Origin of the sequence: Flavihumibacter rivuli (assembly GCF_018595685.2) — a bacterium.
Classification (GTDB): Bacteria; Bacteroidota; Bacteroidia; order Chitinophagales; family Chitinophagaceae; genus Flavihumibacter; species Flavihumibacter rivuli.
Genome location: NZ_CP092334.1, coordinates 3563603 through 3589881, shown reverse-complemented (window position 1 = coordinate 3589881; position 26279 = coordinate 3563603). Strand labels below are relative to the sequence as shown.

The window sequence follows — 26279 nt, the reverse complement described above, 5'->3', positions numbered from 1 at the left end:
GCATCACTTTTTAGCCTTTTGGGATTTGGGTTTAACCATCACCTTCCTGCCGGCGTTGATCTGTTTGATCCGAATATCTGAATTAAAACTGGTATGCAGAAGCAAATGAACCCGCTTGGCATCAGTTTGGATATCACAGGAGTGCACCTTGAATTCACCAAGGTTCACATCGATGGCTTTCCCTGTCTTGCCTTTTGCCACTGCCCCTTCTATAAGGGCGGGCACTTTCATGATCAGGGAATCCATGTCCATGACCAATTGCTTCTGGACCCCCGCCTGGATTTCATCATGTAACAATGCATTCCCCATATTGAGTAATGTATTTGAAGAAACAACATCAAACTGGAAGTCCCTAAGGTGAAAATGCTGGTTGATCGAATCATACTCAGGCCTTACACTCGCCACTAGTTCTGATTCAAGATCACCCCGAACCACCGCATTTATTGCCAGGCCTGAATCGACTGAATATATCCTAATGTCAGCAATGGAAGCAGTCATACCCTTGGCTGAAAATGATTTCCCAACCAATTTATCCTTCAACACTGGATTTATTTTATTCAATTCTGCAAAACCATAGACATTGACATCTGAATGAACCGACCGGATCCTCTTTCTTTGGTACCCTGGCAAGGGGGTTGATCTGCCACGCAAATCCGTTTCTGATACTATTGCCACATAAGCTTTGATCTCGGTGAAACAAATGATGTCCTTTTTATTCAACTCAAGGTCCCCGGCAATAGCCTGGCAATTGAATTTAAGAAAAGCTCGAGGTTGCTTTTTATTAATGACCATCACTTTTTGCATATCCATCCAGATCTTTTCAACCGGTTTTCTCAGGGAAACAGCCTTGTTGATCTCCTTATTTAGCAGCTTACACAAATCCTCTTTCTTCGACTGAAGGGCATCATCGATCTTTTTCGTAAGATCAAAATTGATGCCTGCAATACGCAATACCGGAGGCTTTATCCATTCAACCTTATCAAGGGAAAACCTGGTCAACAACTGCCATTGTGCATCCAGGTCTACAGTAGTAGAAAGATTCAAGTTGACTTCAGCCTGAACCGGTTTGATGCCTTTGGTCGCAAAATTCAATCGGCTATGCACAACTGATGCCTCTACTGAAAGGGGGAAACGCAATACCAAGCGATCCCCGTTTGAGGCTATTTCAATCCTTCCAGTCTTAGACAACTCCACTTTCACCTTATCCTTGTCATTTTGCGTTGGCATAACAACAGTTTCCAAAAACTTCCCACGGAATTTTTTATTAATGAAATCCTCAAACTCGTTAATGGAATAAACAATTGGAATGTGGAAGGTTGAAATAGGGGCCGTTACCGGAATGGTATCACTAACCACTGCAGGAATATTCGCCTTTTGCTTATTCCTGCATCCACCCCCAGTCAGCGCCAAGGCTGCTATCAGTACTGTTAGGGAAATGAAAGTTCGCATTGAATGAAATTTGGTCCTTCTTCAGCCGAAAGCTAACCAAAGCACCCGAAAACCCATTAATCCACCAAAGATTAACGGTTACATCGGCCAATATGGGTAAATTGTATAAAAACCTCTATGGCAAGGCCAGCCAAAAGTAATGAAGCCCAGGTGAGCGACTATATACAGGGGCTAAACCATCCCCTCAAACCGCTTGTGTTGGCCATCAGGGATACCGTTTTAGAAACTGATCCCTCCATTGGTGAACAGGTTAAATGGAACTCCCTGAGCTATTACTACACTGGGGAAATGAAAGCATTTGACCCCAAGACATTCCAGCGCGATCTACTGGTCATCAATGTACATAAGGCCGATAAGGTCTTACTGGTATTCCCAACCGGGGCAAGGATACCCAATGGGGAAGGCCTGCTGGAGGGAAATTACACTGATGGCAGGAGAATGATCACCTATCATTCGCTCGAAGAGTTACAGGCCACCCGTTCAGACTTGCAATCCGTCATCCGGCAATGGTTGGACAGGTTGGAAAAATGATCATCTCTTAAACCCGACAATTGAATGCGGCGATTGTTCAATTCAATCACCAGGACCAACCAACTAACTACAATTACTATAATTTCAGGCCATCATCCATTCATCAACCTTATCTATGAAAGCAGTCATTTTAAAAGCATTGGGCGGAACAGAAAATTTTGAACTGGCAGCATACCCCCAACCCCAATGCAAGGAGAACGAGATCCTGGTCGCCATCAAGGCGACTGCCTTCAACCCGATCGATTACCAGATGCGAAGGGGGGATACGGAAAGCAAATTGTTGAAATCGCCTATCCTTGGCCGTGAGTTGGCAGGTGAAGTGGAGGAAGTCGGCAGTAAGGTCACCCGATTCCGCAAAGGCGACCGGATCAGCGCCTATGTAGGCAGCCTGGGTTCCAATGGCACTTATGCTGAATACATCAGTTTCCCATCCGAATTGGCTGCTATCATTCCTTCCGGCGTTGATTATGCACAGGCAGCTGCCTTGCCCCTGGTAGGCATGACCGCGCTCCAGGTAGCAGATCGCATCACACTTGATCCCTCATTACCACTATTCATTAGTGGTGGCGCCGGAGGTGTGGGCACCATCCTGATCCAATTATTAAAGGCAAAGGGATACGACCATATCATCACCACAGCCGGCAATGCCATCAGTATCGAACACCTGCATAGGCTGGGCCTGGCCCACGACCATATTCTACACTACAAAACCGGGAACCTTGCAGAGGAGATAACCCGGCTGCTGAATGGCCGGCCCCTGGAGTATGCCATTGACCTGGTAGGCGGCAGTATGGCGGAGCTTTGCGCCTCCCTGCTTTCCGTTCACGGCACCTATGTCAATGTCACCAACCTGGTGCCGGCAAACGCAATGGAAACCTTATTCGACAAAGCCACCACCATGTTCCATGTTGCCAACTACACCTACATGCTGGGACCGCATCCCGAAGGAACAGCCATCTATGGCAAATTGCTCGAAAGGTTATTCAGGATGATCGAAAGCCAGGTCATCAGTCCTGCGCCAGTGAATATCGTGGGGCCGCTATCCAGGGAAACCGTCCAGGAAGCGCATCGGTTGCTGGAAGGCAATCTCAGCCAGGGAAAGAAACTGGTGATGGTCAACGAATGACAATCGAGCCAGCAGCAGCGGATGTTGGAGAGAATAGCCCGCAAAAAGATGAAGCAATTTGCCCGGTTAGGCTTTCCTCCTTAAACAAAGTGCAACTACATGAGCTTTAAGTTAAATTAGCGCTACAACTACTACTTATGAGGCTCTCATTACCAGCAGCAGTATGCGCTACACTATTGTGCACGTCCCTGCATACAGGGCTAATGGCACAGGAGAAGAACCAGGCAGCCAAGACCATCACCTGCCCGGGAAGGCAACTTCCCTATCCCCGGATTGAACCGAACTATAATGGCAAGATCAAAAGGGACCTTAGTCCCTTTGAGCAGGAGCTGGCAAAATTTGCCACCCGGAAAGCGGATGTTGCCGCATTGGTTGAAGGACAAACCATTCCCGGGCTGCAAGCACTGATGAATGCAGGCAAACTCCATTCAACCGACCTGGTTTTGTATTACCTCGACCGCATCAGGCAAGTGGATATAGGCCAGTTGAATTCCGTATTGGAGGTCAATCCCGATGTCCTGGACATTGCCCGCAAGATGGACAAGGAGCGCAAGCGAAAGGCAGGGAACAAGGCCATGTACGGCATTCCTGTTTTGTTGAAGGATAATATTGCCACTGCAGATAAACTGCATACCGCTGCGGGTACGGCGGCCATGCTGGCCTGGAAACCTTCCAGGGATGCCTTCCTGGTAAAGCAACTGCGGGAAGCCGGCGCCATCATCCTGGGCAAGGCCAATATGTCGGAGTGGGCCAACTATATGGACCAATGCATGCCCAGCGGGTTCTCCGTGAATGGCGGCCAGACCCGCAATCCTTATGGACCATTCGATACCTGGGGTTCCAGCAGCGGCTCAGCCGTTGCGGTTGCAGCAGACCTTGTAACTGTAAGTGTAGGCAGTGAGACCCAGGGATCCATCATCATGCCAGCCAGGATCAACAGTGTGGTGGGATTGAAAACGAGTATGGGACTCGTGAGCCGGAGCAATATCATCCCGCTGCTGGAATACCAGGATGTGCCCGGCCCCATGGGTAAGACAGTAACCGACGTTGCCATCATGCTAAGCGCCATGACCGGCGTTGACCCCCTGGATACCGCTACCACCCGCGCAGGCAAACTGGCAGGGGTAGACTTCTCCGCTTACCTGAAACCAGGTGCCGCCAATGGTTTACGCATAGGCGTTCCTGTTACTGAGGAAGTAGATATCACCAAAGCCTTAGAGCGCATGGGCAATGCGAGTGATGAAGCCAAACAGAATACCCGGAATTTCCTGGAAAAGAGAAGGGCAACCGCTTTAGCCGCCGCAAAAGTATTCACCGATGCTGGCCTGAAAGTGGTGTTCATTCCCGATTCCCTGATGCCCAGGCGACAGAATGATATTGGCCAGGCCCTGACCTATGGCTTCAAGCAGGACCTCAACCATTTCCTGGCAGGATTGGGGAAAGAAGCACCATTCAAGTCTATGGAAGAGATCATTGCCTTCAACAAGCAGGATATGGCCAACCGTGCCCCCTATGGGCATGGACTGGTAGAAGGAGCACAGAACAACAAGATCAGTGAGGCTTCCTTCAATGAGATCAAGACCAGGAATATTGCCATCGCAAGAAGGGCCATAGACAGCGTATTGAACGCCTTCCAGGTTGACCTTCTGGTATCGGATGTCAACCAGGTCTATGCACCGGCAGGCTACCCAGCCATCAGCATCCCGAGTGGTTATGATGAGAAAGGCACCCCAGAGGCCTTGATCCTGGTGGGTACCTATCTGTCGGAGCCCCAGTTGATCGCAGCAGGATTTGTGTATGAGCAGGCCACCAAGGCCAGGAAAGTACCTCCGCTGGCAGAAACATTAGCCACCATCAAGGCATTGAAGTAAACAGGTAAACACAGACTTTTTAGAACCAGGGCTGTCCCTTTAAAAGGGGCAGCCCTTTTTATGTACCACCATCGTCCTGCGCCAATTAGTAGAATTTTATCCAATTCTTAATCATAATTGGCTATAAGGACAGTGCAGGATAAAGGAACATTAAAATCCTTTTAAATTGAAGCAATATCGTTCCAATAGACGATAAGCATTGATCATGCAAAGACGAACTGTCATCAAACATTTTTTCTGGATGGGTGCTGGCATGGCATTCCTGCCTTCCTGTGTTTTCCAACAGGACAAACTATCCATCCAGCTCAAGAACCTTTCCATTACCCCGAAGGATGAGGCTTTCCTGAAGACCTTTGCGGCGACCCTGATACCGGCCAATGAAGGTCCGGGTGCAGCGGAACTGGGCATCCACCTTTTCGCGCTGAAAATGGCGGATGATTGCCTGGGTAAGGAAGAACAGGCCGCCTTCACCAAGGGCCTGAAAGACCTGCAGGTCCTCGCGGATAAAGAACTGGGAGCAAGCTTTGATGCCGCAGACCCGGCGAAGCGACTGGCCTTCCTCCAGAAGACCGCGGAAGGAAAGGATGATCTTTCTTCTTTCGTCAACCAATTAAGGGGACAAATCATCAGGGGCTATACCCAATCGGAACATTACCTCACCAAGGTAAGGCCCTACAAGCTGGTTCCCGGCAAATACAAATCCTGCATACCTGTTAACCCTTCAGCCACTAAATCATAACCATGGGAAATCTCAATACTAAAGGCACCGCCGAAAACACTTTCGATGCTATCGTTATTGGCTCAGGCATCAGCGGAGGCTGGGCAGCCAAGGAATTTACCGGGAAGGGCCTGAAAACCCTGGTACTGGAGCGGGGAAAGGATGTGAAGCATATCAAGGATTATCCCACTACCAACATGAACCCCTGGGAATTTGAACACCGGGGACAGCTCACTGCCGAGATCAGGGATGCCAATCCCATCATCAGCAAGTGTTATGCCTTCCGCGAAGATGCCCTGCACTTCTTTGTAAAGGACAAGGAACATCCCTATGTGCAGGACAAGCCCTTCGACTGGATCAGGGGTTACCAGGTGGGCGGCAAGTCGCTGATGTGGGCACGTCAAACCCAGCGCTGGAGCGAGTTTGACTTCGAAGGACCGGCAAGGGATGGATTTGCCGTTGACTGGCCGATCCGTTACAAGGACATTGCCCCCTGGTACAGCCATGTAGAAAAGTTCGCCGGCATCTCCGGCAACAAGGATGGCATTCCCCAACTGCCAGATGGTGAGTTCCTGCCCCCAATGGAAATGAACTGTGTAGAGAAATATTTCTCTGAGAAAGTGGCTTCCAACTACCGCGACAGGCAGGTGATCATCGGCCGTGCAGCCCACCTTACGGCACCACAGCCCATCCACCTGGAGCAAGGCAGGGCACAGTGCCAGAACCGCGACCTTTGCCAGCGCGGATGCCCATTTGGCGGCTACTTCAGCAGCAATTCCTCCACCATACCCTGGGCGATGAAGACCGGTAACATGACCCTGAAGACCAACGCTGTGGTGCACTCCATCATCTATGATGAGCAGCAACAAAAAGCTACCGGGGTTCGGGTGATAGACGCCGTTACCAAACAGGCGACAGAATATTTCGCGCCGGTGATCTTTGTAAATGCCGCCGCGCTCAATACCAACCTGATCCTGTTGAACTCCACCTCCTCCCGCTTCCCGAATGGACTGGGCAATGATTCAGGGCTGCTGGGCAAATACGTTGCCTTCCATAACTACCGGGCAAGGGTAAGCGCCAGTTATGAAGGCTTTGCCGACTTCACCACAGAAGGCCGCCGTCCCAATAGTGGTTATATCCCCCGCTTCAGGAATGTGAGCAAACAGGAGACCGACTTCCTGCGCGGATATGCAGCAGGCTTCGGCGCCTATCGGGTGAATGAACCAGCTAACGGCTGGGGGGAAGAGCTGAAACGCAAGCTCGATAACCCGAAGCCGGGACTATGGCAGGTAGGCTCCCACATGATGGGGGAAACCATCCCGAAGGAAAGCAACAGGGTATTCCTGGACAAGGACCAGAAGGACGAATGGGGCATCCCGCTCTTGCATACGGATATCGCCTATGACGATAATGATGAGAAGATGGTGAAGGATTATATCGAGCAGCTGACCGAGATGTTCACAAAGGCAGGATTCTCGGATATCAAAGCGGCTGACTCCAGGCAAGCGCCGGGACTGGATATCCATGAAATGGGCGGGGTGAGAATGGGCAAGGATCCCAGGACCTCACTGCTCAATGAATGGAACCAGCTGCACCATTGCAAGAATGTTTTCGTTACCGATGGCGCCTGCATGACCTCCACCGCTACCCAGAACCCCTCATTGACCTATATGGCCCTCACTGCCAGGGCGGTGGACCATGCCGTAAACGAACTGAAAAAGAAGAATTTATAATAATTTCCTCCTGGCTGCGTTATTAAATCCTTACCCTTACCAGGTAAGGATTTTTTTATTCCCAGGCTATGAAACAGTATAACCGTAGGTCATTTGTACGCAATACGCTATTGACCGTCGCAGCCATGCCCGTCCTGAAAGGCTTTCCCGGGACGAACGAAGAACAGCCGGCAGGCGCCTATGCTTCCAGGCTTCCCATGAAATATGCCTTGTCCCAATGGGCATTGAACCGGATGCAGTTCGGCGCCAGCAGGAACGACATGAACAGTTTCATGAAACTCTTATCATCCGATCCCGACAAGCTCCTGCAGGGATCACTGAAGCCAATGGACTTCCCTGCATTCACCAGGAAAACATTCAACCTGGAAGCAGTGGAATACGTGAATACCTTTTTCTATGGTCATGGTGATGATACGGCTTTCATGAAGCAACTGAAGAAACGCAGTGAAGATGCCGGCATCCGCAACCTGCTGATCATGGTAGATGCAGAAGGTTACCTGGGCCATGCCGATAAAAAAGAAAGGGCCGATGCCATCGAGCGCCATAAGAAATGGTTGGAATCCGCCGCTATCCTGGGCTGCCATTCCATCAGGGTGAATGCCCATGGGACAGGCGGGAAGGAAGACCAGAAATTCCAGGCAGCAGATAGCCTGGCCAAACTCTGTGACCTGGCACAAAAATACCAGCTGAATATCCTGGTGGAAAACCATGGCGGCATGTCGAGCCACCCGATATGGTTGCTGGAAACCCTGAAGGAAGCGGGCAAGTCCAACCTCGGCACTTGTGTCGACTTCGACAATTTCGACTATTCCGAAACGAAGATCTATGACGGGGAGTTGAGGTATAACCGTTATGTCGGGGTTGACTTGTTGATGCCATTGGCCAAATCAGTAAGCGCCAAGGCGCATCGGTTTGATGACCAGGGATTCGAGACCAGCATCGATTTTGAACGCATGGTGAAGATCATCGGCGACCATAACTATACCGGGTATATCAGCCTGGAATACGAGGGTAATCACCAATCCGAAGTGGATGGCATCAAATCCCTCCGCGCCTTACTCGATCGATATCAACCGAAGATATAGGATGTAGTTTTTTTGCCACGAAGGCTCGAAGACACTAAGCATTCACGAAGGTCATTAAGCCTTTGTGTGTACTTCGTGTCTTTGAGCCTTCGTGGCAGTTTAAAGCATCTGCCTACCACCCTTCTACATAACCATCATTCAATTCCTGCTCCAGCACTTCCGCCACTTCGTAGGCCGGACCATCAGGGGTCTGGATACGGTTGTACAAGACATTATTGTACTCTTCATAAAACCTTCCATCATAACGCACCCTGCGGGATTCACCCGGCAGGTCATACACGATGACTCCATAAGGCGGCGCCACTACTTCATACCCCCTGCCCATTGGCAGCTGGGAATAGAACACTCCCTGGAAATAGAAATAGGTCCTCGGTCCCCAAACAATCCTGCTGCAATTGGCCGGCAGGAAATTGATATGGATACCGACCGGCGGCATCACAATGCGGAAACCGGTTCCCCAGGGACGATAATAATATCCATTACCATAATAGTAATGGTGCCTGCCGTAGGTGACCGGCCGGCATCCATAAGGCATGGAGGAATAATACCTGGGCTGGTAACGGTTCACTACCATCACGCGGTGGCGGGGAATGGGACGATAGTAATCGTGCCGCGGGTAACGGTCATAGGGCCTGCGGTGTCCATAGTCGGGATAATGCATGGGGTCATAATGCCTGGAAGGTGCAGGGTAGCGGCGGTCACGATCCCAATCACGATCCCGGTCACGGTTCCCATCACGGTCGCGACCCCTTTCATAACTGCGGCCACGGTCATCATCCCGATCCCGTTCATTCCTTCTTTCTTCCCGGTATTCGCCATCATTCCTTTCCGGCCGGCTATCGTGGTGGCGCGGCTGGGCAAAGGAACTACCAGTCACCAGCAAGAGGGAGAGCAATCCAACAACAGAAGTAATCTTGCTTTTCATAAACATGTTTATCCCCTTAGGACTAGTGGAGGGTTGATGGGTTTAGTCGTTAGGAAAACTTTAACTGGAGAGAAGATGTGGGAATGTGGAGATGTGGAGATGTGACACTTCTCTAACTATCCTTTGGGAATTCATGCCTATTTACCAATATCATCCCAGAGATGAAACCTCATTTAAACCTATCCACCGTGCTCAAAAGCTTTCTAGTAGAATTTGAGAGCACCCCACATCTCCATATCTTCACATCCTCTCATTTCCACATTCTGCCTCTTCCTTACATTTGCCCTTCAACCTACACCATGGACATCATCAAAACCGGCATTTGCTCCTATGGCATGAGTGGCAAGCTCTTCCATGCCCCTTTTATCCAGAGCCATCCAGGCTTTGAACTCACGGCCATCGTTGAGCGCCATAAGAACGATTCAAGGGAACGCTATCCCGACTCCAAACTCTACCGGTCTTTTGAGGAACTGATCGCGGACGAGAGCATTCGCCTGGTAGTGGTGAACACCCCCGTGCAGCTGCACCACGAGCAGGTCAGCAAGGCCCTGCTGGCGGGAAAGGATGTAGTGGCGGAGAAACCCTTTACGGTCAATGCCAGGGAAGCGATGGAGCTGGAAGATCTAGCAGCCAAAACCGGCCGCACCCTAACGGTGTACCAGAACCGAAGGTATGACGGCGACTACAAGGCCATCAGGGAAGTGGTGGAGGACAACTTACTCGGACGCCTATGCGAAGTAGAGTTCCGGTATGACCGCTACCGCATCACCAGCAGCGGCAAGGACCATAAGGAGGGTGACCAGCCGGGAGCGGGCATCCTGCATGACCTGGGGGCTCACCTGATAGACCAGAGCATCCAGTTGTTCGGTTTCCCCGAAGCTGTATTCGCGGATGCCATGACCCTTCGCGATGGGGTGGCAGCCAATGATTATTTCGAACTGCTGCTCTTCTACCCCAGGATGAGGGTCAGGCTCAAGGGAACGGTGGTGGCCCGGGAAACTACCACGCCCTTTATCCTTCATGGCATCAACGGCAGCTTCCTGCAGGAACGGTCGGATATGCAGGAGCAGGAATTGCTGAAGGGAGCCATCCCGACCATCAAGAGCTGGTGTCCCGGACCGGCGGCACCGGACGGGCTGCTGCATACCACGGTAAATGGGGTGGAGGTCAATAAGGCAACCACTTCCAGCCCGGGTAATTATATGGGGTTCTATGATGATGTGTACAAGGCGCTCACCGGACAGGCGGATAATCCGGTACCGGCATCGGACGCGGTGAAGACCATGCGGGTGATCGATGCGGCCATGGAGAGTATTGCGACGGGTGTGAAGGTGAGGCTTTAAGTTTTTGGGCCACAAAGACTCTAAGACACGAAGGGACACGAAGGCGTAGGCGAGCGACTGGGTTGGAATTGGGCCTGTGAATCTGGGTCAAAGCCCCTATTTTTGCGGTCGCCACGGCTAGTGGCAATTTTTCTTAACATTAACAAGTGGGGGGTGGCAGCATTAGGCACCTACCAATAGTTTTGTCCTTTATTCATATTTATGAGAAAATTAGTTGTTGCCCTGGCAGCATTGTTTGTAGTGGCTGGAGCACAGGCGCAAACCGAACCAACCGACAAAAAGAAGAAGAAAGACTGGAGCAAGGTTAACCTTGGCAACCGTGCCAACGACCATTTCATGTTCCAGTTTGGCTATGATGGCTGGGCCCAGAAGCCGGATTCTATCCGCACAACCGGCATCGGCCGCCACCTGAATATCTATTTCATGTTCGATTTCCCTGTAAAAGTGGATCCCCGTTTCAGCATAGGAATCGGTGCTGGTATCGGGAGCAGTAATATCTTCCTGGATAAGCAGGAAGCGGATATCACTGGCCGGACCAATGACCTGAGGTTCCCTGACGTATCTGATACCACCCATTTCAAGAAGTACAAGCTGGCCAATGCCTGGGCTGAATTGCCGATCGAATTGCGCTTCGTGGCCAACCCCATGAACAGCAATAAGAGCTGGAAGATCGCGATTGGAGTGAAAGTGGGAACCATGCTGGATGCCCATACCAAGGGAAAAACCCTCCAGAACAGCAAAGGAAGCACTATCAGCAACCACATCGAAAAGGAAAAGTCGAAGACCTATTTCAACAATACCCGGTTTTCCGGTACCGTCAGGTTTGGCTATGGCAATTTCACCCTGCATGGGGCATACCAGATCAACAGCCTGATCAAGGACAATCGTGGTCCGCAGGTAAGGCCCTTCAGCATCGGCCTGACCATCAGCGGTCTTTAATCCACCACTGCCAGAAGATTTTGAAGCGGGTCCCTTGCGGCCCGCTTTTTCGTTTATTTTTGCAGGTCTATACATTCATTTAAGATTCATACGTGCTAGAAAGAAAACAGATAACAGCAGAGGAGAAGGCAGTGCTGGTGGGCCTGGTGCAGAAAGACCAGACGGAGATGCAGGTGAAGGAATACCTGGAGGAGCTGGCCTTCCTGGCGGAAACGGCCGGTGCCCAAACGGTGAAACGCTTCATGCAGAAGCTCTCGCACCCCGATAGCCGCACTTTTGTGGGAAAGGGCAAGCTGGAAGAGATCAAGGACTATATTACCGGTAGGGACATCAACCTGGTGATCTTCGATGACGAGCTGACCGGCTCGCAGATCACCAATATTGAGAAGGAACTGGGGGTGAAGACCATCGACCGCTCCGACCTCATCCTCGATATTTTCGCGCGCCGCGCCAAGACCGCCCAGGCCAAGACCCAGGTGGAACTGGCGCAGTACCAATACCTGCTGCCCCGACTGAAAGGGATGTGGAAACACCTGGAACGCCAGGGGGGTGGTATCGGTACCAGGGGTCCGGGTGAAACCGAGATCGAAACCGACCGCCGTATCGTAAAAGACAAGATCGCCCTGCTGCGCAAACGCCTGGCGGAGATTGACAAGCAGTCCTTTACCCAGCGCAAGGACCGCGGGGAATTCATCCGCGTGGCGCTGGTGGGCTATACCAACGTAGGCAAGAGCACCATCATGAACCTGCTCAGCAAGAGCGAGGTCTTTGCCGAGAACAAGCTATTCGCCACCCTGGATACCACTACCAGGAAAGTGGTCTTCGATACGACCCCCTTCCTGCTGAGTGATACGGTAGGGTTCATCCGGAAACTGCCCCACCACCTGGTAGAAAGTTTCAAGAGCACCCTGGATGAAGTCCGTGAGGCCGACATCCTGTTGCATGTGGTAGACCTCTCCCACCCTAACTACGAGGACCAGTTCAATGTGGTGAACAAGACCCTGCAGGAGCTGAACGTGGTGGACAAGCCCATGATCACCATCTTCAACAAGCTGGACCAGTACGAGAAGAACACCTTCGACCCCTGGCTGGAAAAGGAGATCAAGGACCAGATCCTGGAGGAAGTGCGGGAGCGCTGGGAGAATGTGACCCAGGGCAACTGCGTGTTCATCTCCGCCATCGAAAAGCGGAACCTCGAAGGGCTGAGGGCTACCATCATGAACAAAGTGCGGGAACTGTACCGCATCCGCTATCCCTACAAAACCGATTTCTACTATTAATGAGCGGGAAAGTCTACAAATGGCATAAGATCGCGGAGGGTATGGAAGACCTGTCCTTCGCGCCCAATAATATTGCCCTGGCCGACCTGGATGGCAAGAAGATCTGTATTGGGAAGTTCCAGGATAAGTTGTTTGCTTTCGCGTATAAATGTCCCCATGCCGGCGGCATCATGGCCGATGGCTGGATTGATGCATTGGGCAATGTGGTTTGTCCCTTGCACCGCTACAAGTTCAGCATGCTGAACGGCAGGAATGTGAGTGGCGAAGGATACTATCTGAAGCACTGGCCGATAGAGGTCCGCGAAGACGGTATCTATGCCGGTGTGGATGATAAGGGGTTGTTTTCGTGGTTGTGATTGTTTAGGCCACTAAGACTCCCACAACAATACTGTTGGGGCAGGCAAGACACTAAGGCTTCACTAAGCTTTTAAGACCTTCGTGCCTGCTTTGAGCCTTCGTGCCTTAGTGGCCAATCACATTATTTTATTACTCATATAACCTCCCCTCAAACCCTTATCCCAAGCCATTTTTCAGAAAATAAATCCTGAAATTTTTTGTTCGTTTTCAAAAATTCCTATTTTTGCACTCCCCAAAAGGGAAACCGGTCCGGTTCAAAGGACAAGAAACTCCTCCTTAGCTCAGTTGGTTAGAGCATCTGACTGTTAATCAGAGGGTCGCTGGTTCAAGTCCAGCAGGGGGAGCAGAAAAAGCCTGGTAAATACCAGGCTTTTTTTATTGCATCCTAAGGTGACTATTATTAGTTTGGATCAACTGCTAACTTGAACAAAACAAGGCCTGAGTAATTATACTATTTAGCTTCAAAGGATATCATTCATAATTAAGGCAACCCAACTTTTTCAACCTGGATAGAATAGCTCCCTTGTTACGACCAAAATGTTCAGCGAGTTTTGCCAACTGCACTCCCTTGTAGTACATATCTTTTAACTCCGTATCCAATTCCGTGGTCCAGCGCTCATAAGCATTCTTATGCATGCGTCTTTTTTCAAGGACGGTATATGTCTTGTCCGGTGGTGGCATGGCCGGAATGATTTGATTTGACTTATTCCTAACAGGCACACGACCGACTGATCCCAGAGCTTCTCGCAAAGGATCCTGCTTTTTTGCCTTGATCACCTGGATATCCGCGGAATTGGGAAAATTAATAGGAAGCAGGCTTTCCGGTATCCGCAGCAGCCCCTTTGTTCGGGTAACCGCTACATAAAGCAGGTTAATCTCTTCGTTCAACTTAGCCATGTCCAGTAAAGCATCTTCCTCAACACCTTCCATTAAACGCTCCAACTTTGCTTCACTGATAAAATCCTCTGCCAGTTCCACATCGTCGTATTCCATACCTTTCGCACGATGAACAGTTGAAAATATCATTTCAGACTTTTCCTTCTCCTCATCACTCACATGCGCATTCTTTAAAGATTGAAGGAGTGACGGGATCGAATCACCGAATTCTCTAACAATCTCTACCATCATTCCCAACTGCACATCATCTGTCTTTTCAATATAATCATCCAGCTCTTCCAGGTTCGTCATGGACCTTATTAGTTTATCCCTAATCCGATCATGATTGTCATTGTGCAGGTTGAGGACATCATAAAGGGATGCGCCATCATCCGCATAGGTATAGGAATTCAAATTCCCTTCAAAGTAGAGGCGTTTTGCGTCTTTATGTTCTTTTATATACAGGATGGCCTTTAGCAGCAAGCCCAGGTTTGTCCTGGCAATTGTAGCCTTTGTCTTTACCCTGGCTGGTTTGCCTTTACCTGTAATAACAACCGGTTCCACTTCCCCCAAATGTCTTTTCCATGAAAGAATTTCGGCAGACAGGCGAGCTATGGACGGACTGAACCGGAAACTTGTGGTTAGGCTGTAGTTGGGGAAATCAACTTTACCCAGCGAGTTCACCGCATGACGCCAGGAATAGATCTGCTGATGGGTATCGCCTACCATAACCTTTGTTGCTTCCTGCTTCAAAAAGACATCCAGCATAGCTGGAGATGCATCCTGGCCCTCATCAAAGAGAATATAATCAAAGGGCAAGCGGGGTTTCGACAACTGGAACATCTTTAAATAAAAATCATGAGTGATCTCTATTTCCTTATTGTACATCTTGCCAAGTAGCAGACGAGTGCCCTGTTCTATCTGGGAGTAAAAGTTGGTAACAAATATTCTTGCCTTTTCTTCAGTAACCAAATCAAGATAATTCAGGTCCTGCACCCTTTCCGCACTGCTATTGCAGAAGTAAGCAATGAATTTGCTGATATGGTTAGCCAGGATGTACTCCCCATGCTTTTCACCATTTCCCTGCAACCCTAACATTTCTGCAATTTCATAGGTCTTGTAGTCTTTCTGGCAAACTGTATATCCTTTACCCTTTACAATATGCCTAAAGGCAAGGGAATGCGCAGTCTCTACCTGTACATTACTTAGTCCCAATTCACTAAAACGCTTTTGGGCTTCCAATCGCACCGATTTGTTGAAGGCCAGGTAAAGGATACGGGACCCTTTTGGCCGGCTGGCGGCATATTGAATAATAGTAGTTGTTTTGCCAGAACCGGCCACGGCATTGATCTTGATATTGCCTGTAGAGCTGATAATAGCTTTTTGTTCATCGGTAAGGTTGGTAGTCTCTTTCTGCACGCTGTAAGTACTTTCGTTAATTGATTTTCAATGGATGCTTCTGGCAACGATTGGACAAACAAAGATCATTACCCCAACCCCATCCTTCTCACTTTCTCTTCCATCAATCTCAAATACTGCTCCTTGAGTGGTTCAGATAGAAAGCTTCTTTGTACGAGGGGAGCTACCTTCGGGATGCGCTGCATCATTTGGTCAATGACCCTGGCCGATCGATTGGATGGGATGCCTAACTTACCTGCAAACTCCATAAAGCTTTCACGGGTATAGGTACCATAACGGAGATAGGCTGGATTATTGGTATCCCCTTCATAAAGACCATCCTGCAAACCGAAGTCGCTATCATCAATATGCAACCTGGTACACATCAGGTCATAGGCGGGAGCCAGGATATAATCCCCATCAGGGCTTTCGATAACAGCAAAATTCTTCAGGTGCGCATCACCGTTGGAAAAAAGATAGTTGAAGAGCACCAGCCGAAAGTATTTCTCCATGGCCAGCGCAGAGGCGGGAACATATCTTTTGATCATCCGGCCGATGTCTTCATAACTGGCGTTATACTTGTAATTCGTCCCTTCCCGCTCTTCTGTCTTACCAAGTAATGTGGCAAAATCCTCTACCTGGTATTTGGTTCCATCCGGCTTGTAATCGAATCGCCTGGTAAGGTAGGCCGGGGCGCCATCATTAAAAAAGATCATGGCATTGGCTGCCGTTTCCAGTCCAAATACCTGCCGCGCTATTTGCATGGTCAGGTGCTCGTTGGCAGGCATATATTCCCGATGCAGCAGATCGCCCGGAACAGGCTTCAACAGGTACTGGCCCTTCCGATCCACCAGTTCAAGTTGGTTCCCAACGAGGGCCAGTGAATATTTCTCCTGCACGCCCGAAATGGAAATACGCTGGCGGTTGCCCTGGAACAGTTTGCCAAACTCCGGATCCTTGTTGGGGGACGGAAAAGGAAGGATATGGCTTACCTTTTTCGTTCTTGAGCCAAACAGCTCCGCCTTGCAGCGGGGACTGTAAGTATCATAACCCGGTTCGAGGGTACCCGGACAACGATCAAGTATCGGCAGCATTATTCGGTAATGGGTTTTACGGTTATGGCCCCAATGGTTTCCTCTTGTGCTATCTGCAGCAGCAGGCTAAAATAGTCCTGCTCATCGATCTTCCATTTCAGGCATTGCAATCGCTTGTTAACGCCTTCGGACAGCAGGTTGGCAAAAAATGGGAACAGGTGGACACTTCTGTATTCCGCAGCCTGCAGCGGCAAGGTAATGCTCACCGGACGTGCCCCTGGCGTTGAAAGGTAGGCCGACAGGTACCGGAAAATATAGGTCCCATCCCGCTTCTCGAGCACAGCCGCCTCGACCCCGTTATAATATACAAGCCCCTTTGTGAGCATACCCTTATTTTACCTGCCTGATGGATAGCTGGACAACCAGGCCAAGCGCATCCGTCACCCTGATCAGGATGGGCAGGCTCTTCCCCTTGCCCCGTTCAATTTCCCTTATCGTGCGCAAGCCTACCCCTGATAATTCCGCCAGATGCTCCTGGGTTATTCCCAGTGTCGCCCGACGCTGCCGGATGATATTGCCAATATGACCTAATTCCTTTTCAGGCATATTTATGCCGGTTTTTATTAAAAATAAATCTTTTACCCGAATAGAACAAGAAAACAGGCATAAATACGCCCATTTTAACGTAAAACCATTCTCAAGCATGATCCAACAATGAAACCGGCAATTTCATGCCCACTTCTATATAAAGTATGCCACTGCCATTGTCTGGAACCGGATAAAAGTTAGCCGGGAAGATCTGAGGGTTTCCATTGACAGTATACCTACCTGAGCCTACAGCTACAGCACGCTTCCAGGCCGGCATTTCCCTGCGTGCAGGATAGACGGATTGACTGCCATTCCCCTCCCTTTATTCCCCTAAGGATAAAAAAACAGAGGGCTATTGACCCTTGAGAAAGCTAATATTCTACGGTATACCTTCCATTTATGCCGGCCATATTGCTTAAATACCAGCAATAAACTGCTAAAAGCAGCAGATATATATTATTTTCCTGCATAAACCAGAACAATTCTGCTATATGAAAAAACATCTACTCCTTTGGCTGGTGTTGGCAATCTGCTGCTCCAGCCTTTCGGCACAGTCTCCCAAAAGGGAATTGCGCGGTGCATGGATCGCCAGCTACCTGGGCATCGACTGGCCCAACCGTAACCAGACGCCAGAAGCCCAGCGGGCTGCCCTGGTCGCCATCCTCGACCACCACAAAGCCACCGGTCTCAATGCCATTTACCTGCAGGTGAGAAGCCAGTGCGATGCGCTCTATCCCAGCACTATCGACCCCTGGTCCAGCGACCTGACCGGCACACAGGGCAAGGCCCCCAACCCCTTGTGGGATCCCCTGCAATTCGCCATCGACGAGTGCCACAAACGCGGCATGGAACTCCATGCCTGGCTCAATCCCTACCGCGCCGTGGGCAATAGCAATAACCTGCCCGGCTTCGCCAGCAACCATATCGCTAAGCTCCATCCCGAATGGCTGATCAGCACGGGCAACCTGCGGACCCTTGATCCCGGTATCCCCGGCGTGAGGGATTATATCAACAGCGTTATTTCGGATATAGTTACCCGTTATGACGTGGATGGCATCCATTTCGATGATTACTTCTATCCTAATGCCAGCTTCAATGACGATGCAACCTATGCGGCTGACCCAAGGGACATCAGCGATCGCGGTGACTGGCGCAGGGATAATGTCAACCTGATGGTGAGCAGGGTAAGCGCCACCATCAAGCAGATCAAGCCCTGGGTGGAATTCGGTATCTCCCCCTCCGGCATCTACCGAAACAGCACCGATCCCGCCGTTGGCTCAGCCACTTCCGGCCTGCAGCACTATTCGCAACTCTATGCCGACAGCCGCAAATGGTTACAGGAAGGCTGGATCGATTACCTCGCCCCGCAGGTGTATTGGTATATCGATCAGCCCGGTGCCAACTACGGCATTGTAACCCCCTGGTGGAACAACAACTCCTATGGAAGGCTGCTCTATATCGGGCTGGCAGGGTATAAAGTGAACGATCCTGCACAGGGAAGCTTCTGGGCCAATCCTTCGCAGATCCCCAACCAGGTAAGGCTAAATCGCTCATTGCCCAATATCTCCGGCCAGGCCGTGTACAATACCAGCAGCCTGCGCAGCACCACCAGGCTGGGTTTCAGGGATTCCCTGCGCCTGGACCTTTACAAGAAACCGGCACTGCATCCAGCCATGCCCTGGATCGACAATACCGCACCTGCTGCTGCTGCCTCCCTGAAAGTGATCAGCTTCGGCACACAATACAATCTGCTGAAATGGAAACAACCAATAGAAGGCAGCGATGAAATGGACAAGGTTCGCCAGTATGCCATCTATCGTTCTACCTCACCTGAGATGGACATCAACAACAGCGAACTGCTCCTTGCCATCACGAACACCAACACTACGAGTTTTGAAGACCGCAGCATAGAACCCGGCACAACCTATTATTACCAGGTTACCGCACTCGACAGGCTCCACAATGAAAGTTCCCCGACCAATGCGGCGAGCTTCCAGCCACCAACCATTCAATGCCCCGACAACCAGGTGATCGAACTCAATGCCAGCTGCAGTGCGGTCGTGCCTGATTTTCTGGCCACCCTGGCGAAAGAAGAGGATGTCACCTATAGCCAGTCGCCCGCCGCAGGGTCAACCATCAATGGCCCGGGTGCTACCACCATCACCCTAACCGCAACAGACCTGGGTGGCAACAGCATCTCGTGCACCTTCCAGCTCACCACTGTTGATGTAACGGCACCGGTGATCAGCGGCCTGCGGCCGAACATTACCGAACTGGCTGTCCCCAACCACCAGCTGCGCACCATCAAGCTCTTCTATGAGGTAACCGATAATTGCGGACATGCTGCCGTGAAGGTTGAGGTCACCAGTAATGAAGAACAGAATGGCCTGGGCGATGGGGATACGGATATTGACTGGGAGATCATTAGCAATGATGAAGTGAAGCTTAGGGCGGAACGTTCAGGAACGGGGACCGGCCGCGTGTATACCATCAGCGTAACCACTACGGATGCATCAGGAAATTCCAGTACCGCCAGCACAACCGTTACGGTTCCATTGTCCGCGGGCATTGCGACAGCGGAAGCACATAAGACAGTTGCCGCACCATTGGCAAACAATAATGTGCCCAACTGGATCAAGGTATTGCCTAACCCATCTTCAACCGAATTCACCCTTCAACTGACCGGAAATGGTAACCAAAGAGTGGATATCCGCATGGTGGATAACCTTGGAAGGGTAATGGAAAAGAGAAATGGCCTCAGCGACAATACCCAGATCAGGTTTGGCGCCGCTTATCGCCCCGGCATCTATTACCTAGAACTGCAAAGAGGAAAGGAAAAGCAGGTGATCAAACTCATCAAACAATAAAAAATATAAGGGGCTGGTTTCAGCCCCTTATATTTTCCTTCACTGCTCGCAATACATTATTGCAATGGCTTTTGATGATCCAAATGCTGGCAGGTAGCTTATTCAGCTAACAGGCTTTGATACAAAGCATTTACCGCCTCCCTGATCACCGCATTATAGCCCTCCGCATATGTGGGATCACAGCCATTGCTGATCACCACGATCCCGGACTTCTTTTTGGGGTCAAAGAACATGGCACTGAAGAGTCCATAGGCCGAACCCGTATGGCCCACCAATTCCACGCCCGGTACCAGGTTATTGGCCTTATGCAAGGCGAGTCCATATTCTTCATCCGCAGAAAGCGGTGTTTGCATCAGGACCGAGCTCTTCTTCTTCATGATCCGCTTCCCATTGCCCTTGCCCCAGTTCATGTGCATCATCATGTAGCGGGCAAGATCCGGCGCAGAGATCTTCATTCCACCTGTAGGTGAAAAGACAGGGGTACTATAGCCCATCACATAGTTGGCGATCTCTTCCCGCCTGGGCGCATAGGCCCCGGGGGAGGGAATGAATCTTGCCGAATCGACCCTGTACTCATAGATCGTAGCAAATCGGGAAGCATCGAGGGAATCCACACAATAGCCGCCATATAACCCAAGTGGGTCAAGGATATGATGCTTAACATATTGGTCGAAACGTTCCCCTGAGAACTTTTCAATAATGGTCCCCACCATATTGAAGTTCAGGTTGCAGTACTGGTAACCATTGCCCGGTGCATAGTCATTGTAACACTTCGCCCAATTGGGGTTCTTCGCGGGGTTGATGGCATCGAGTGTAAAATACCCCTGGCTGTCGTTGATGGAAGAACGGTGCGACAAGGCATGGCGAAGGGTGATCACCACATCGGGATACTTCGGGTTACGCACCGTGAATCCCACCAGTTTGCTGAGGTCATCATCCAATGAAAGCCTGCCCTTCTCTACCAGCTGCATGATGGCTGTTGCGGAAAAGGATTTGGAGATGGAAGCGATCCGGAAAATACAATCATCTGTCAGGGGTGTTTGCGCCTCCAGGTTCTTGTAGCCAACAGAATTCGTATAGACCAGCTGGTTATGCCTGACCACCGCTACGGACAGACCGGCTACCTTGCGCTGCCGGAGGATGGCCTGCAAGGCCGAATCCGCCCGGTCTTTCTGGGCGATGGAAGAAATGGCGATGGGTAAGGAAAGAACTAGCAGTACCAATCCTTTGAATAAGCTTGCTTTCATGTTGGGGTCAAGTAATTTATTGACCAATCTACTTAATCTGTACGAACTGTGTTCAGTCCATTCATCCACTTCCTTGCGGGGAAAGTCCTGGATGGCTCACCTATCCTCTATCACCATGCCGCCTTCCCACCCTATCTGAACCCGACTACGCTTCGTTAGGCCAGGCGGACTTTTAAAGAGGAATTATTTTCCTTACTCTCCAAAAATCACTTTCTTCGACCCATGAAGAAGGGAATTGCCCATACTACCGAGGAAGCCATTCAACCCGTAGCAACGGAAGCCTACCTGCCGGGCTTGTCCGTGGACAATGTGATCTTTGGTTTTCATGCCGACCAGCTGAAGGTATTGCTGCTGGAGTGCAGGAACCGGAAGGACTGGATGCTGCCCGGAGGCTATATCCGCAAGGACGAATCGGTGGATGATGCCGCCAAGCGGGTATTGCAGGACCGCAGCGGTCTGAAGAATGTTTACCTGCAGCAGTTCAGCGTCTTTGGCGAAACCCGCCGCACGAAGGAATCGGTGATGCGCAGTGCCATGAAATCGCTGGACATCACCTTTAAGGACGGCGACTGGTTCAACCAGCGGTATGTAACGATCGGCTATTATGCACTGGTAGAATTTGAAAAGGTAAAACCCACACCTGATACTTTCTCTGTGTCCTGTGCCTGGTTCGACCTGAACGCCCTTCCGACCATGATCTTCGACCATAAGGAGATCGTGGAGCAGGCCCTTGTGGCATTGCGCCAGCACCTGCATTACAAGCCTATCGGCTACAGCCTCCTTCCTTCCACCTTTACGATGAAGAGCCTGCAGGCCATTTACGAGACCATCCTGCAGCGCAAGCTCGACCGCTCCAATTTCAACCGCAAAATGCTCTCGCTGGGCATCCTGGAAAAAAAGGAAAAGCTCTTTACCGGCGCGGCACACAAGGCCCCCTACCAATACAGTTTCAATAAGAAGGAATATTTCAGGTTGCTGAAGGAAGGCTTCGGTATGCCGTTCTGATCCTGCGACTGGATGGAAAGTTGCAGCTTGGTGTTCATTGGTGCGCTCTTCGACTATCATTTTAACCCCATCAGGGTCTCCTGAAAGGGCTACCGTGTACCCACATCTTTTCACTAACTTTATACCCCCAGCGGGGTCTCCCGAAGGGGACCCCGATGTATAAAAGGCGAAATATTAATGCATCCAACAGTTAAGCTAATCTTTCAACTACCCGTTGGTCATCAAACACAACGGGGGCGACGGGAGGTGTTAAATCTTTCAATCCCATACTGGTATTCTTAAAGCGTCACCGATGAATTTTCAACCTACTATTCATCAGGGTCCCCTGCGGGAGACCCTGATGAGGTTAGAGAATAACCCACAACTTCACATCTCCACACCTGCCCTTTTAACCCCAGCGGGGTCTCCCGAAGGGGACCCCGATGTATAAAAGACGAAATATTTCTAACAGCTAAGCTCATCTTCCAACAACCCGTTGGTCATCAAACACAACGGGGGCGACGGGAGGTGTTAAATCTTTCAACCCCATACTGGTATTCTTAAAGAGTCACCGATGAATTTTCAACCTACTATTCATCAGGGTCCCCTGCGGGAGACCCTGCTGAGGTTAGATGAATAGTAGGGTGGAAGAGCATCGGGGTCCCCTCCGGCCGCGCCCGCTGAGGTTAGAGAATAATCCACATTTCCACATCTCCACACCTGCCCTCGTAGCGAAGCGAAGGGGGTCTCCACATCTCCACACCTTCCCTCGTAGCGAAGCGAAGGGGGTCTCCACATCTCCACACCTTCCCTCGTAGCGAAGCGGAGAGGGTCTTCACACCTTCTTTCCTTATGGCTTCGGCTCCACTCCAACCTGTAAGGTAAAACTGGCCTTCTCCTTGCGCCGGGCCGCACTCCGCATCATATAGACCCTGATGGTGTATTCGCCGGATTCCGTAAGCTCCCCTGAATACTGCAACCCATTGATGGACGCATTATAGATCGCCACATCCTGCGAACCGGGCGGCAGGATATTGTAATACGTGCTGGTATGTTTGGTCACCATGGAAACCGTCAATTGCTGGCCCTTCTCCGCCTTGAGCGTATAATCGATATACTGGTATCCCTTGATGCTGCCGGAAAGGGTTATGGCCGACTTTCCCGGCTCAAACCGGATAACATTGACCTGTCGGTCAGTATCGGACTGCGCCAGGACAGTCCTTCCCAAACCCAGGAGCAAACAAATACAAAGCAGGAGGCGGGCAAAAGGTTTCATGGTGGTTGTTTTACCGTATTAAGCTACGAAACCGGGCAGGTTCTATAAAATATTTTTATCATATATGAAGGCTTCCAGCCTGACTCATTCCCAGGATGCAGGACAATTCCCTGTCCGGACAAGCATTAGCTGGTTACTTTTGCGGCATGGAATATTTCGCCCGGCTGCAACAGTTATTGAACAAGGAAAAGGAAGAAGACAAACGTTCCTATGAAGCCATTACCCTGAACATGCCCGTTACGGAAAGAAGGGAGAATGGCATGTGCTGGTACCCCATCGCCATCCGCGAATCGGAGATCGGCAAGGGCGATTACCTCACCATTGAAGTGGAACGCACTACCAACCAGGAGATCCTGCACCAATTTCGGTTTGGCATGACCGTGGCATTGTTCTCCCAGCATGATAGCCGCAACAACCGCTTGGAAGGAACCCTGACCCATACCAGCGGCAACCGGATGAAGATCGCACTCAGGGTGGATGACCTGCCCGACTGGAGCCGCGATGGCAAACTGGGAGTGGATGTGGTCTTCGATGAGAACAGCTATACCGAAATGGAGCTGGCCCTGAAGCACGCGCCCTCCCTTGCTGAAAAATCCGATACCGGCAAACTGATCCGCATCCTGACCGGTACAGCCCAACCTACCTTCCATGAGTTGCGGGAAGAAGAGCGGGGCTTGCTGAATGCCGCCAGGGACTTGAATCCATCACAACTGGATGCCATCCGGAAGATCCTTTCCGCGCAGGAACTGGCCATCGTGCATGGCCCTCCCGGCACAGGTAAGACGACCACGCTGGTGCAGGCCATCAAACTATTGGTCAGGCAGAAGGGCGGACCGGTACTGGTATGCGCTCCCAGCAATGCTGCCGTTGACCTGTTGAGTGAGCGGCTCGACAGGGAGGGATTGAATGTAGTCAGGGTAGGCAACCCGGCCAGGGTGAACGAGAAGCAGGAAGCCCTCACCCTCGACCACCGGATCACACAGCATCCTTCGAGCAAGGAGATCAAAAGACTGAAAAAGCAGTCGGCCGAATATGTTGACCTCGCGCACAGGTATAAACGAAGTTTCGGTGCGGCCGAAAGGGAACAGCGCAAAGCCTTGTTTGCAGAAGCACGGAAGCTGAGGCAGGAGATCGAACAGACAGAAAAATACATTACCGATGCCATCATCGGGAAGGCAGAAGTGATTACGGCCACACTGGTAGGGGCCGCGCATTATTCGATCCGTCACCTGAAATACCAAACCGTTGTTATAGATGAGGCTGCACAGGCCTTGGAGCCTGCCTGCTGGATTCCCATCCTGAAGGCCCAACGACTGGTGATGGCAGGTGACCATTGCCAACTACCGCCCACCATCCGTTCAGAAGAAGCGGCCAGGGGCGGTCTAGCCGAAACCCTGATGGAGAAAGCCGTGAAGCTTTACCCGGAAGCCGTAACAATGCTGGATACGCAATACCGCATGAACGAAAAGATCGCCGCCTTCCCTTCGCGCGAGTTCTACGCTGGGAAACTGCATGCAGATCCCTCCGTGGCCAACTGGCAATTGGCAGACGGGGATGCGCCCTTATTGTTCATTGATACCGCGGGTTGTGGCTTTGAAGAAAGCAGGGAAGGCAATGGCATAGCCAATCCGGAAGAAGCCCAGTTCACCAACAAACAGGTAGCGCGACTGCAGGAACAACTACATGATCAATTTGACCAGGAAGCCCTACCCACCATCGGCGTGATCTCTCCCTATCGCCACCAGGTGGAATTGTTGAAAGAGCTGATCAGTCCTGCCCCCAATATCACGGTGAATACCATCGATAGTTTCCAGGGCCAGGAAAGGGATATCATTTTTATCAGCCTTACCAGGAGCAATGCCGAAAGCACCATCGGCTTCCTCTCGGAAGTGCGGCGGATGAATGTGGCCATGACCAGGGCCCGCAAAAGGCTGGTGATGATCGGCGACAGTGCCACCTTATCGGGGTTCCCCTTCTATGCAGACCTGATCGCCTATGCGCAGGAAGAGGAAGGCTACAAGAGTGCCTGGGAATTCATGATCGATTAAGGCAGGAAGTCCTGCTTCCTGATCTCATACACGAAGTTGGTCCGCGAGGGTTCGTTGTAATAGGCCACTTCGATCCTATCGATTTGTCTGGCCCCGATCTTCTCGATGGATTTCTGCGACCGGAAATTATTGACCCCGATATGGAAGAGCACACGGTCAACATAACGGAAGGCATGTTCCAGCATCAAGTGTTTCAGCTGTTTGTTGTATTGCTTTCCCCACCAGTCGCGACCGATAAAGGTATACCCGATCAACACCGTACCATTGGTTTCATCGAGGTCATAAAAGCGGCTGCAGCCAATGACGGCATTTGTTTGGCGGTCCAGTACCAGCAAGGCCCCGCCCGATTCCATGGCGCCTTTGAAATAGCCCCTGAACACCGGTTCCTGCCAGCGATCGGGATTGGGGTGTTGCTCCCAGAGCAGGGGATCGGAGGCCACCGCATAGAGGGCCTCGAAATCAGTTTCCTTCAAGGGGACCAAACGCAGGAATTCATTCTCCAGAACGGGTTGCAAATCAAAAGGCATGTGGCAATGGTATTGAGCAGGCCAAATTAACCAATTCTGCCAGAATCGGGTAAAAGCTAAATGGCTACCAGTTGGTA

At 50.8% G+C, this 26279-nt stretch carries 22 protein-coding genes and 1 tRNA gene; 14 read left to right on the top strand and 9 right to left on the bottom strand.

Annotation, left to right across the window (positions count from 1 at the left end; translation table 11 throughout):
- Positions 1–3: 3 nt before the first annotated feature.
- The gene (locus KJS94_RS15245) at positions 4–1449 is read right to left on the bottom strand and encodes a DUF4403 family protein (protein WP_214448571.1); all 1446 of its coding nucleotides are present in this window, start codon (positions 1447–1449) and stop codon (positions 4–6) included.
- A 117-nt stretch (positions 1450–1566) separates the two neighbouring features.
- On the opposite strand from KJS94_RS15245, the gene KJS94_RS15240 reads away from it, so the two are divergent.
- The 6 genes from KJS94_RS15240 to KJS94_RS15215 all read left to right on the top strand — a co-directional run bounded on the left by KJS94_RS15240 (position 1567) and on the right by KJS94_RS15215 (position 8513).
- A complete protein-coding gene (locus KJS94_RS15240; RefSeq protein ID WP_214448572.1) occupies positions 1567–1980 on the top strand; it encodes a DUF1801 domain-containing protein in 414 nt (137 codons plus the stop codon).
- A gap of 115 nt (positions 1981–2095) precedes the next feature.
- A complete protein-coding gene (locus KJS94_RS15235; protein WP_214448573.1) occupies positions 2096–3106 on the top strand; it encodes a quinone oxidoreductase family protein in 1011 nt (336 codons plus the stop codon).
- A gap of 137 nt (positions 3107–3243) precedes the next feature.
- On the top strand, positions 3244–4977 hold the full coding sequence (locus KJS94_RS15230; protein ID WP_214448574.1) for an amidase family protein: 1734 nt from the start codon (positions 3244–3246) through the stop codon (positions 4975–4977).
- Positions 4978–5182: 205 nt separating this feature from the next.
- Positions 5183–5716 carry a gluconate 2-dehydrogenase subunit 3 family protein gene (locus KJS94_RS15225; protein ID WP_214448575.1) on the top strand — a complete coding sequence of 178 codons (534 nt, stop codon included), beginning with the start codon at positions 5183–5185 and terminating at the stop codon, positions 5714–5716.
- 2 nt (positions 5717–5718) lie between these two features.
- Positions 5719–7428 (top strand): GMC oxidoreductase, encoded by a 1710-nt coding sequence (locus tag KJS94_RS15220; RefSeq protein WP_214448576.1) that lies wholly within the window; start codon positions 5719–5721, stop codon positions 7426–7428.
- Between the two features lie 68 nt (positions 7429–7496).
- Positions 7497–8513 carry a sugar phosphate isomerase/epimerase family protein gene (locus KJS94_RS15215; protein WP_214448577.1) on the top strand — a complete coding sequence of 339 codons (1017 nt, stop codon included), beginning with the start codon at positions 7497–7499 and terminating at the stop codon, positions 8511–8513.
- 112 nt (positions 8514–8625) lie between these two features.
- Here the strand turns inward: KJS94_RS15215 and KJS94_RS15210 are convergent, their stop codons facing one another.
- Positions 8626–9438 (bottom strand): DUF6515 family protein, encoded by an 813-nt coding sequence (locus KJS94_RS15210; protein ID WP_214448578.1) that lies wholly within the window; start codon positions 9436–9438, stop codon positions 8626–8628.
- A 299-nt stretch (positions 9439–9737) separates the two neighbouring features.
- Here KJS94_RS15210 and KJS94_RS15205 point away from each other — a divergent pair, with 299 nt between their 5' ends.
- The 5 genes from KJS94_RS15205 (at position 9738) to KJS94_RS15185 (ending at position 13701) form a co-directional block, all read left to right on the top strand.
- Positions 9738–10781, top strand: coding sequence for a Gfo/Idh/MocA family oxidoreductase (locus tag KJS94_RS15205; RefSeq protein WP_214448579.1), 1044 nt, complete (start codon positions 9738–9740; stop codon positions 10779–10781).
- A 201-nt stretch (positions 10782–10982) separates the two neighbouring features.
- Entirely contained in the window at positions 10983–11720 is a 738-nt protein-coding gene (locus KJS94_RS15200; protein WP_214448580.1) for an outer membrane beta-barrel protein, read from the top strand.
- Between the two features lie 92 nt (positions 11721–11812).
- Positions 11813–13000, top strand: a complete 1188-nt coding sequence (gene hflX, locus KJS94_RS15195) for a GTPase HflX (protein ID WP_214448581.1) — start codon at positions 11813–11815, stop codon at positions 12998–13000.
- Positions 13000–13356, top strand: a complete 357-nt coding sequence (locus KJS94_RS15190) for a Rieske (2Fe-2S) protein (RefSeq protein WP_214448582.1) — start codon at positions 13000–13002, stop codon at positions 13354–13356. The genes hflX and KJS94_RS15190 overlap by 1 nt, the downstream gene beginning before the upstream one ends.
- Positions 13357–13627: 271 nt before the next feature.
- A tRNA-Asn gene (locus KJS94_RS15185) sits at positions 13628–13701 on the top strand.
- Positions 13702–13828: 127 nt separating this feature from the next.
- Here KJS94_RS15185 and KJS94_RS15180 read toward each other — a convergent pair.
- The 4 genes from KJS94_RS15180 to KJS94_RS15165 all read right to left on the bottom strand — a co-directional run bounded on the left by KJS94_RS15180 (position 13829) and on the right by KJS94_RS15165 (position 17271).
- Positions 13829–15652, bottom strand: coding sequence for a UvrD-helicase domain-containing protein (locus KJS94_RS15180; protein WP_214448583.1), 1824 nt, complete (start codon positions 15650–15652; stop codon positions 13829–13831).
- Positions 15653–15720: 68 nt separating this feature from the next.
- Positions 15721–16725 (bottom strand): type II toxin-antitoxin system HipA family toxin, encoded by a 1005-nt coding sequence (locus tag KJS94_RS15175; RefSeq protein WP_214448584.1) that lies wholly within the window; start codon positions 16723–16725, stop codon positions 15721–15723.
- A complete protein-coding gene (locus KJS94_RS15170; RefSeq protein WP_214448585.1) occupies positions 16725–17051 on the bottom strand; it encodes a HipA N-terminal domain-containing protein in 327 nt (108 codons plus the stop codon). Before KJS94_RS15170 ends, KJS94_RS15175 begins: the two co-directional genes overlap by 1 nt.
- Before the next feature lie 4 nt (positions 17052–17055).
- Positions 17056–17271 (bottom strand): helix-turn-helix domain-containing protein, encoded by a 216-nt coding sequence (locus KJS94_RS15165; protein ID WP_214448586.1) that lies wholly within the window; start codon positions 17269–17271, stop codon positions 17056–17058.
- Positions 17272–17744: 473 nt separating this feature from the next.
- Here KJS94_RS15165 and KJS94_RS15160 point away from each other — a divergent pair, with 473 nt between their 5' ends.
- Positions 17745–20120, top strand: coding sequence for a family 10 glycosylhydrolase (locus tag KJS94_RS15160; protein WP_214448587.1), 2376 nt, complete (start codon positions 17745–17747; stop codon positions 20118–20120).
- Between the two features lie 98 nt (positions 20121–20218).
- On the opposite strand, the gene KJS94_RS15155 is transcribed toward KJS94_RS15160, so the two are convergent.
- Positions 20219–21367 (bottom strand): serine hydrolase domain-containing protein, encoded by a 1149-nt coding sequence (locus KJS94_RS15155; protein WP_214448588.1) that lies wholly within the window; start codon positions 21365–21367, stop codon positions 20219–20221.
- Between the two features lie 222 nt (positions 21368–21589).
- On the opposite strand from KJS94_RS15155, the gene KJS94_RS15150 reads away from it, so the two are divergent.
- On the top strand, positions 21590–22372 hold the full coding sequence (locus tag KJS94_RS15150) for an NUDIX hydrolase (protein ID WP_214448589.1): 783 nt from the start codon (positions 21590–21592) through the stop codon (positions 22370–22372).
- 829 nt (positions 22373–23201) lie between these two features.
- Here KJS94_RS15150 and KJS94_RS15145 read toward each other — a convergent pair.
- Positions 23202–23627: a hypothetical protein gene (locus KJS94_RS15145; RefSeq protein WP_214448590.1), complete on the bottom strand. Its 426-nt coding sequence runs from the start codon at positions 23625–23627 to the stop codon at positions 23202–23204.
- A gap of 146 nt (positions 23628–23773) precedes the next feature.
- Here KJS94_RS15145 and KJS94_RS15140 point away from each other — a divergent pair, with 146 nt between their 5' ends.
- Positions 23774–25675 carry an AAA domain-containing protein gene (locus KJS94_RS15140; protein ID WP_214448591.1) on the top strand — a complete coding sequence of 634 codons (1902 nt, stop codon included), beginning with the start codon at positions 23774–23776 and terminating at the stop codon, positions 25673–25675.
- On the opposite strand, the gene KJS94_RS15135 is transcribed toward KJS94_RS15140, so the two are convergent.
- The gene (locus KJS94_RS15135; protein WP_214448592.1) at positions 25672–26202 is read right to left on the bottom strand and encodes a GNAT family N-acetyltransferase; all 531 of its coding nucleotides are present in this window, start codon (positions 26200–26202) and stop codon (positions 25672–25674) included. The genes KJS94_RS15140 and KJS94_RS15135 overlap by 4 nt on opposite strands.
- Between the last annotated feature and the right edge of the window lie 77 nt (positions 26203–26279).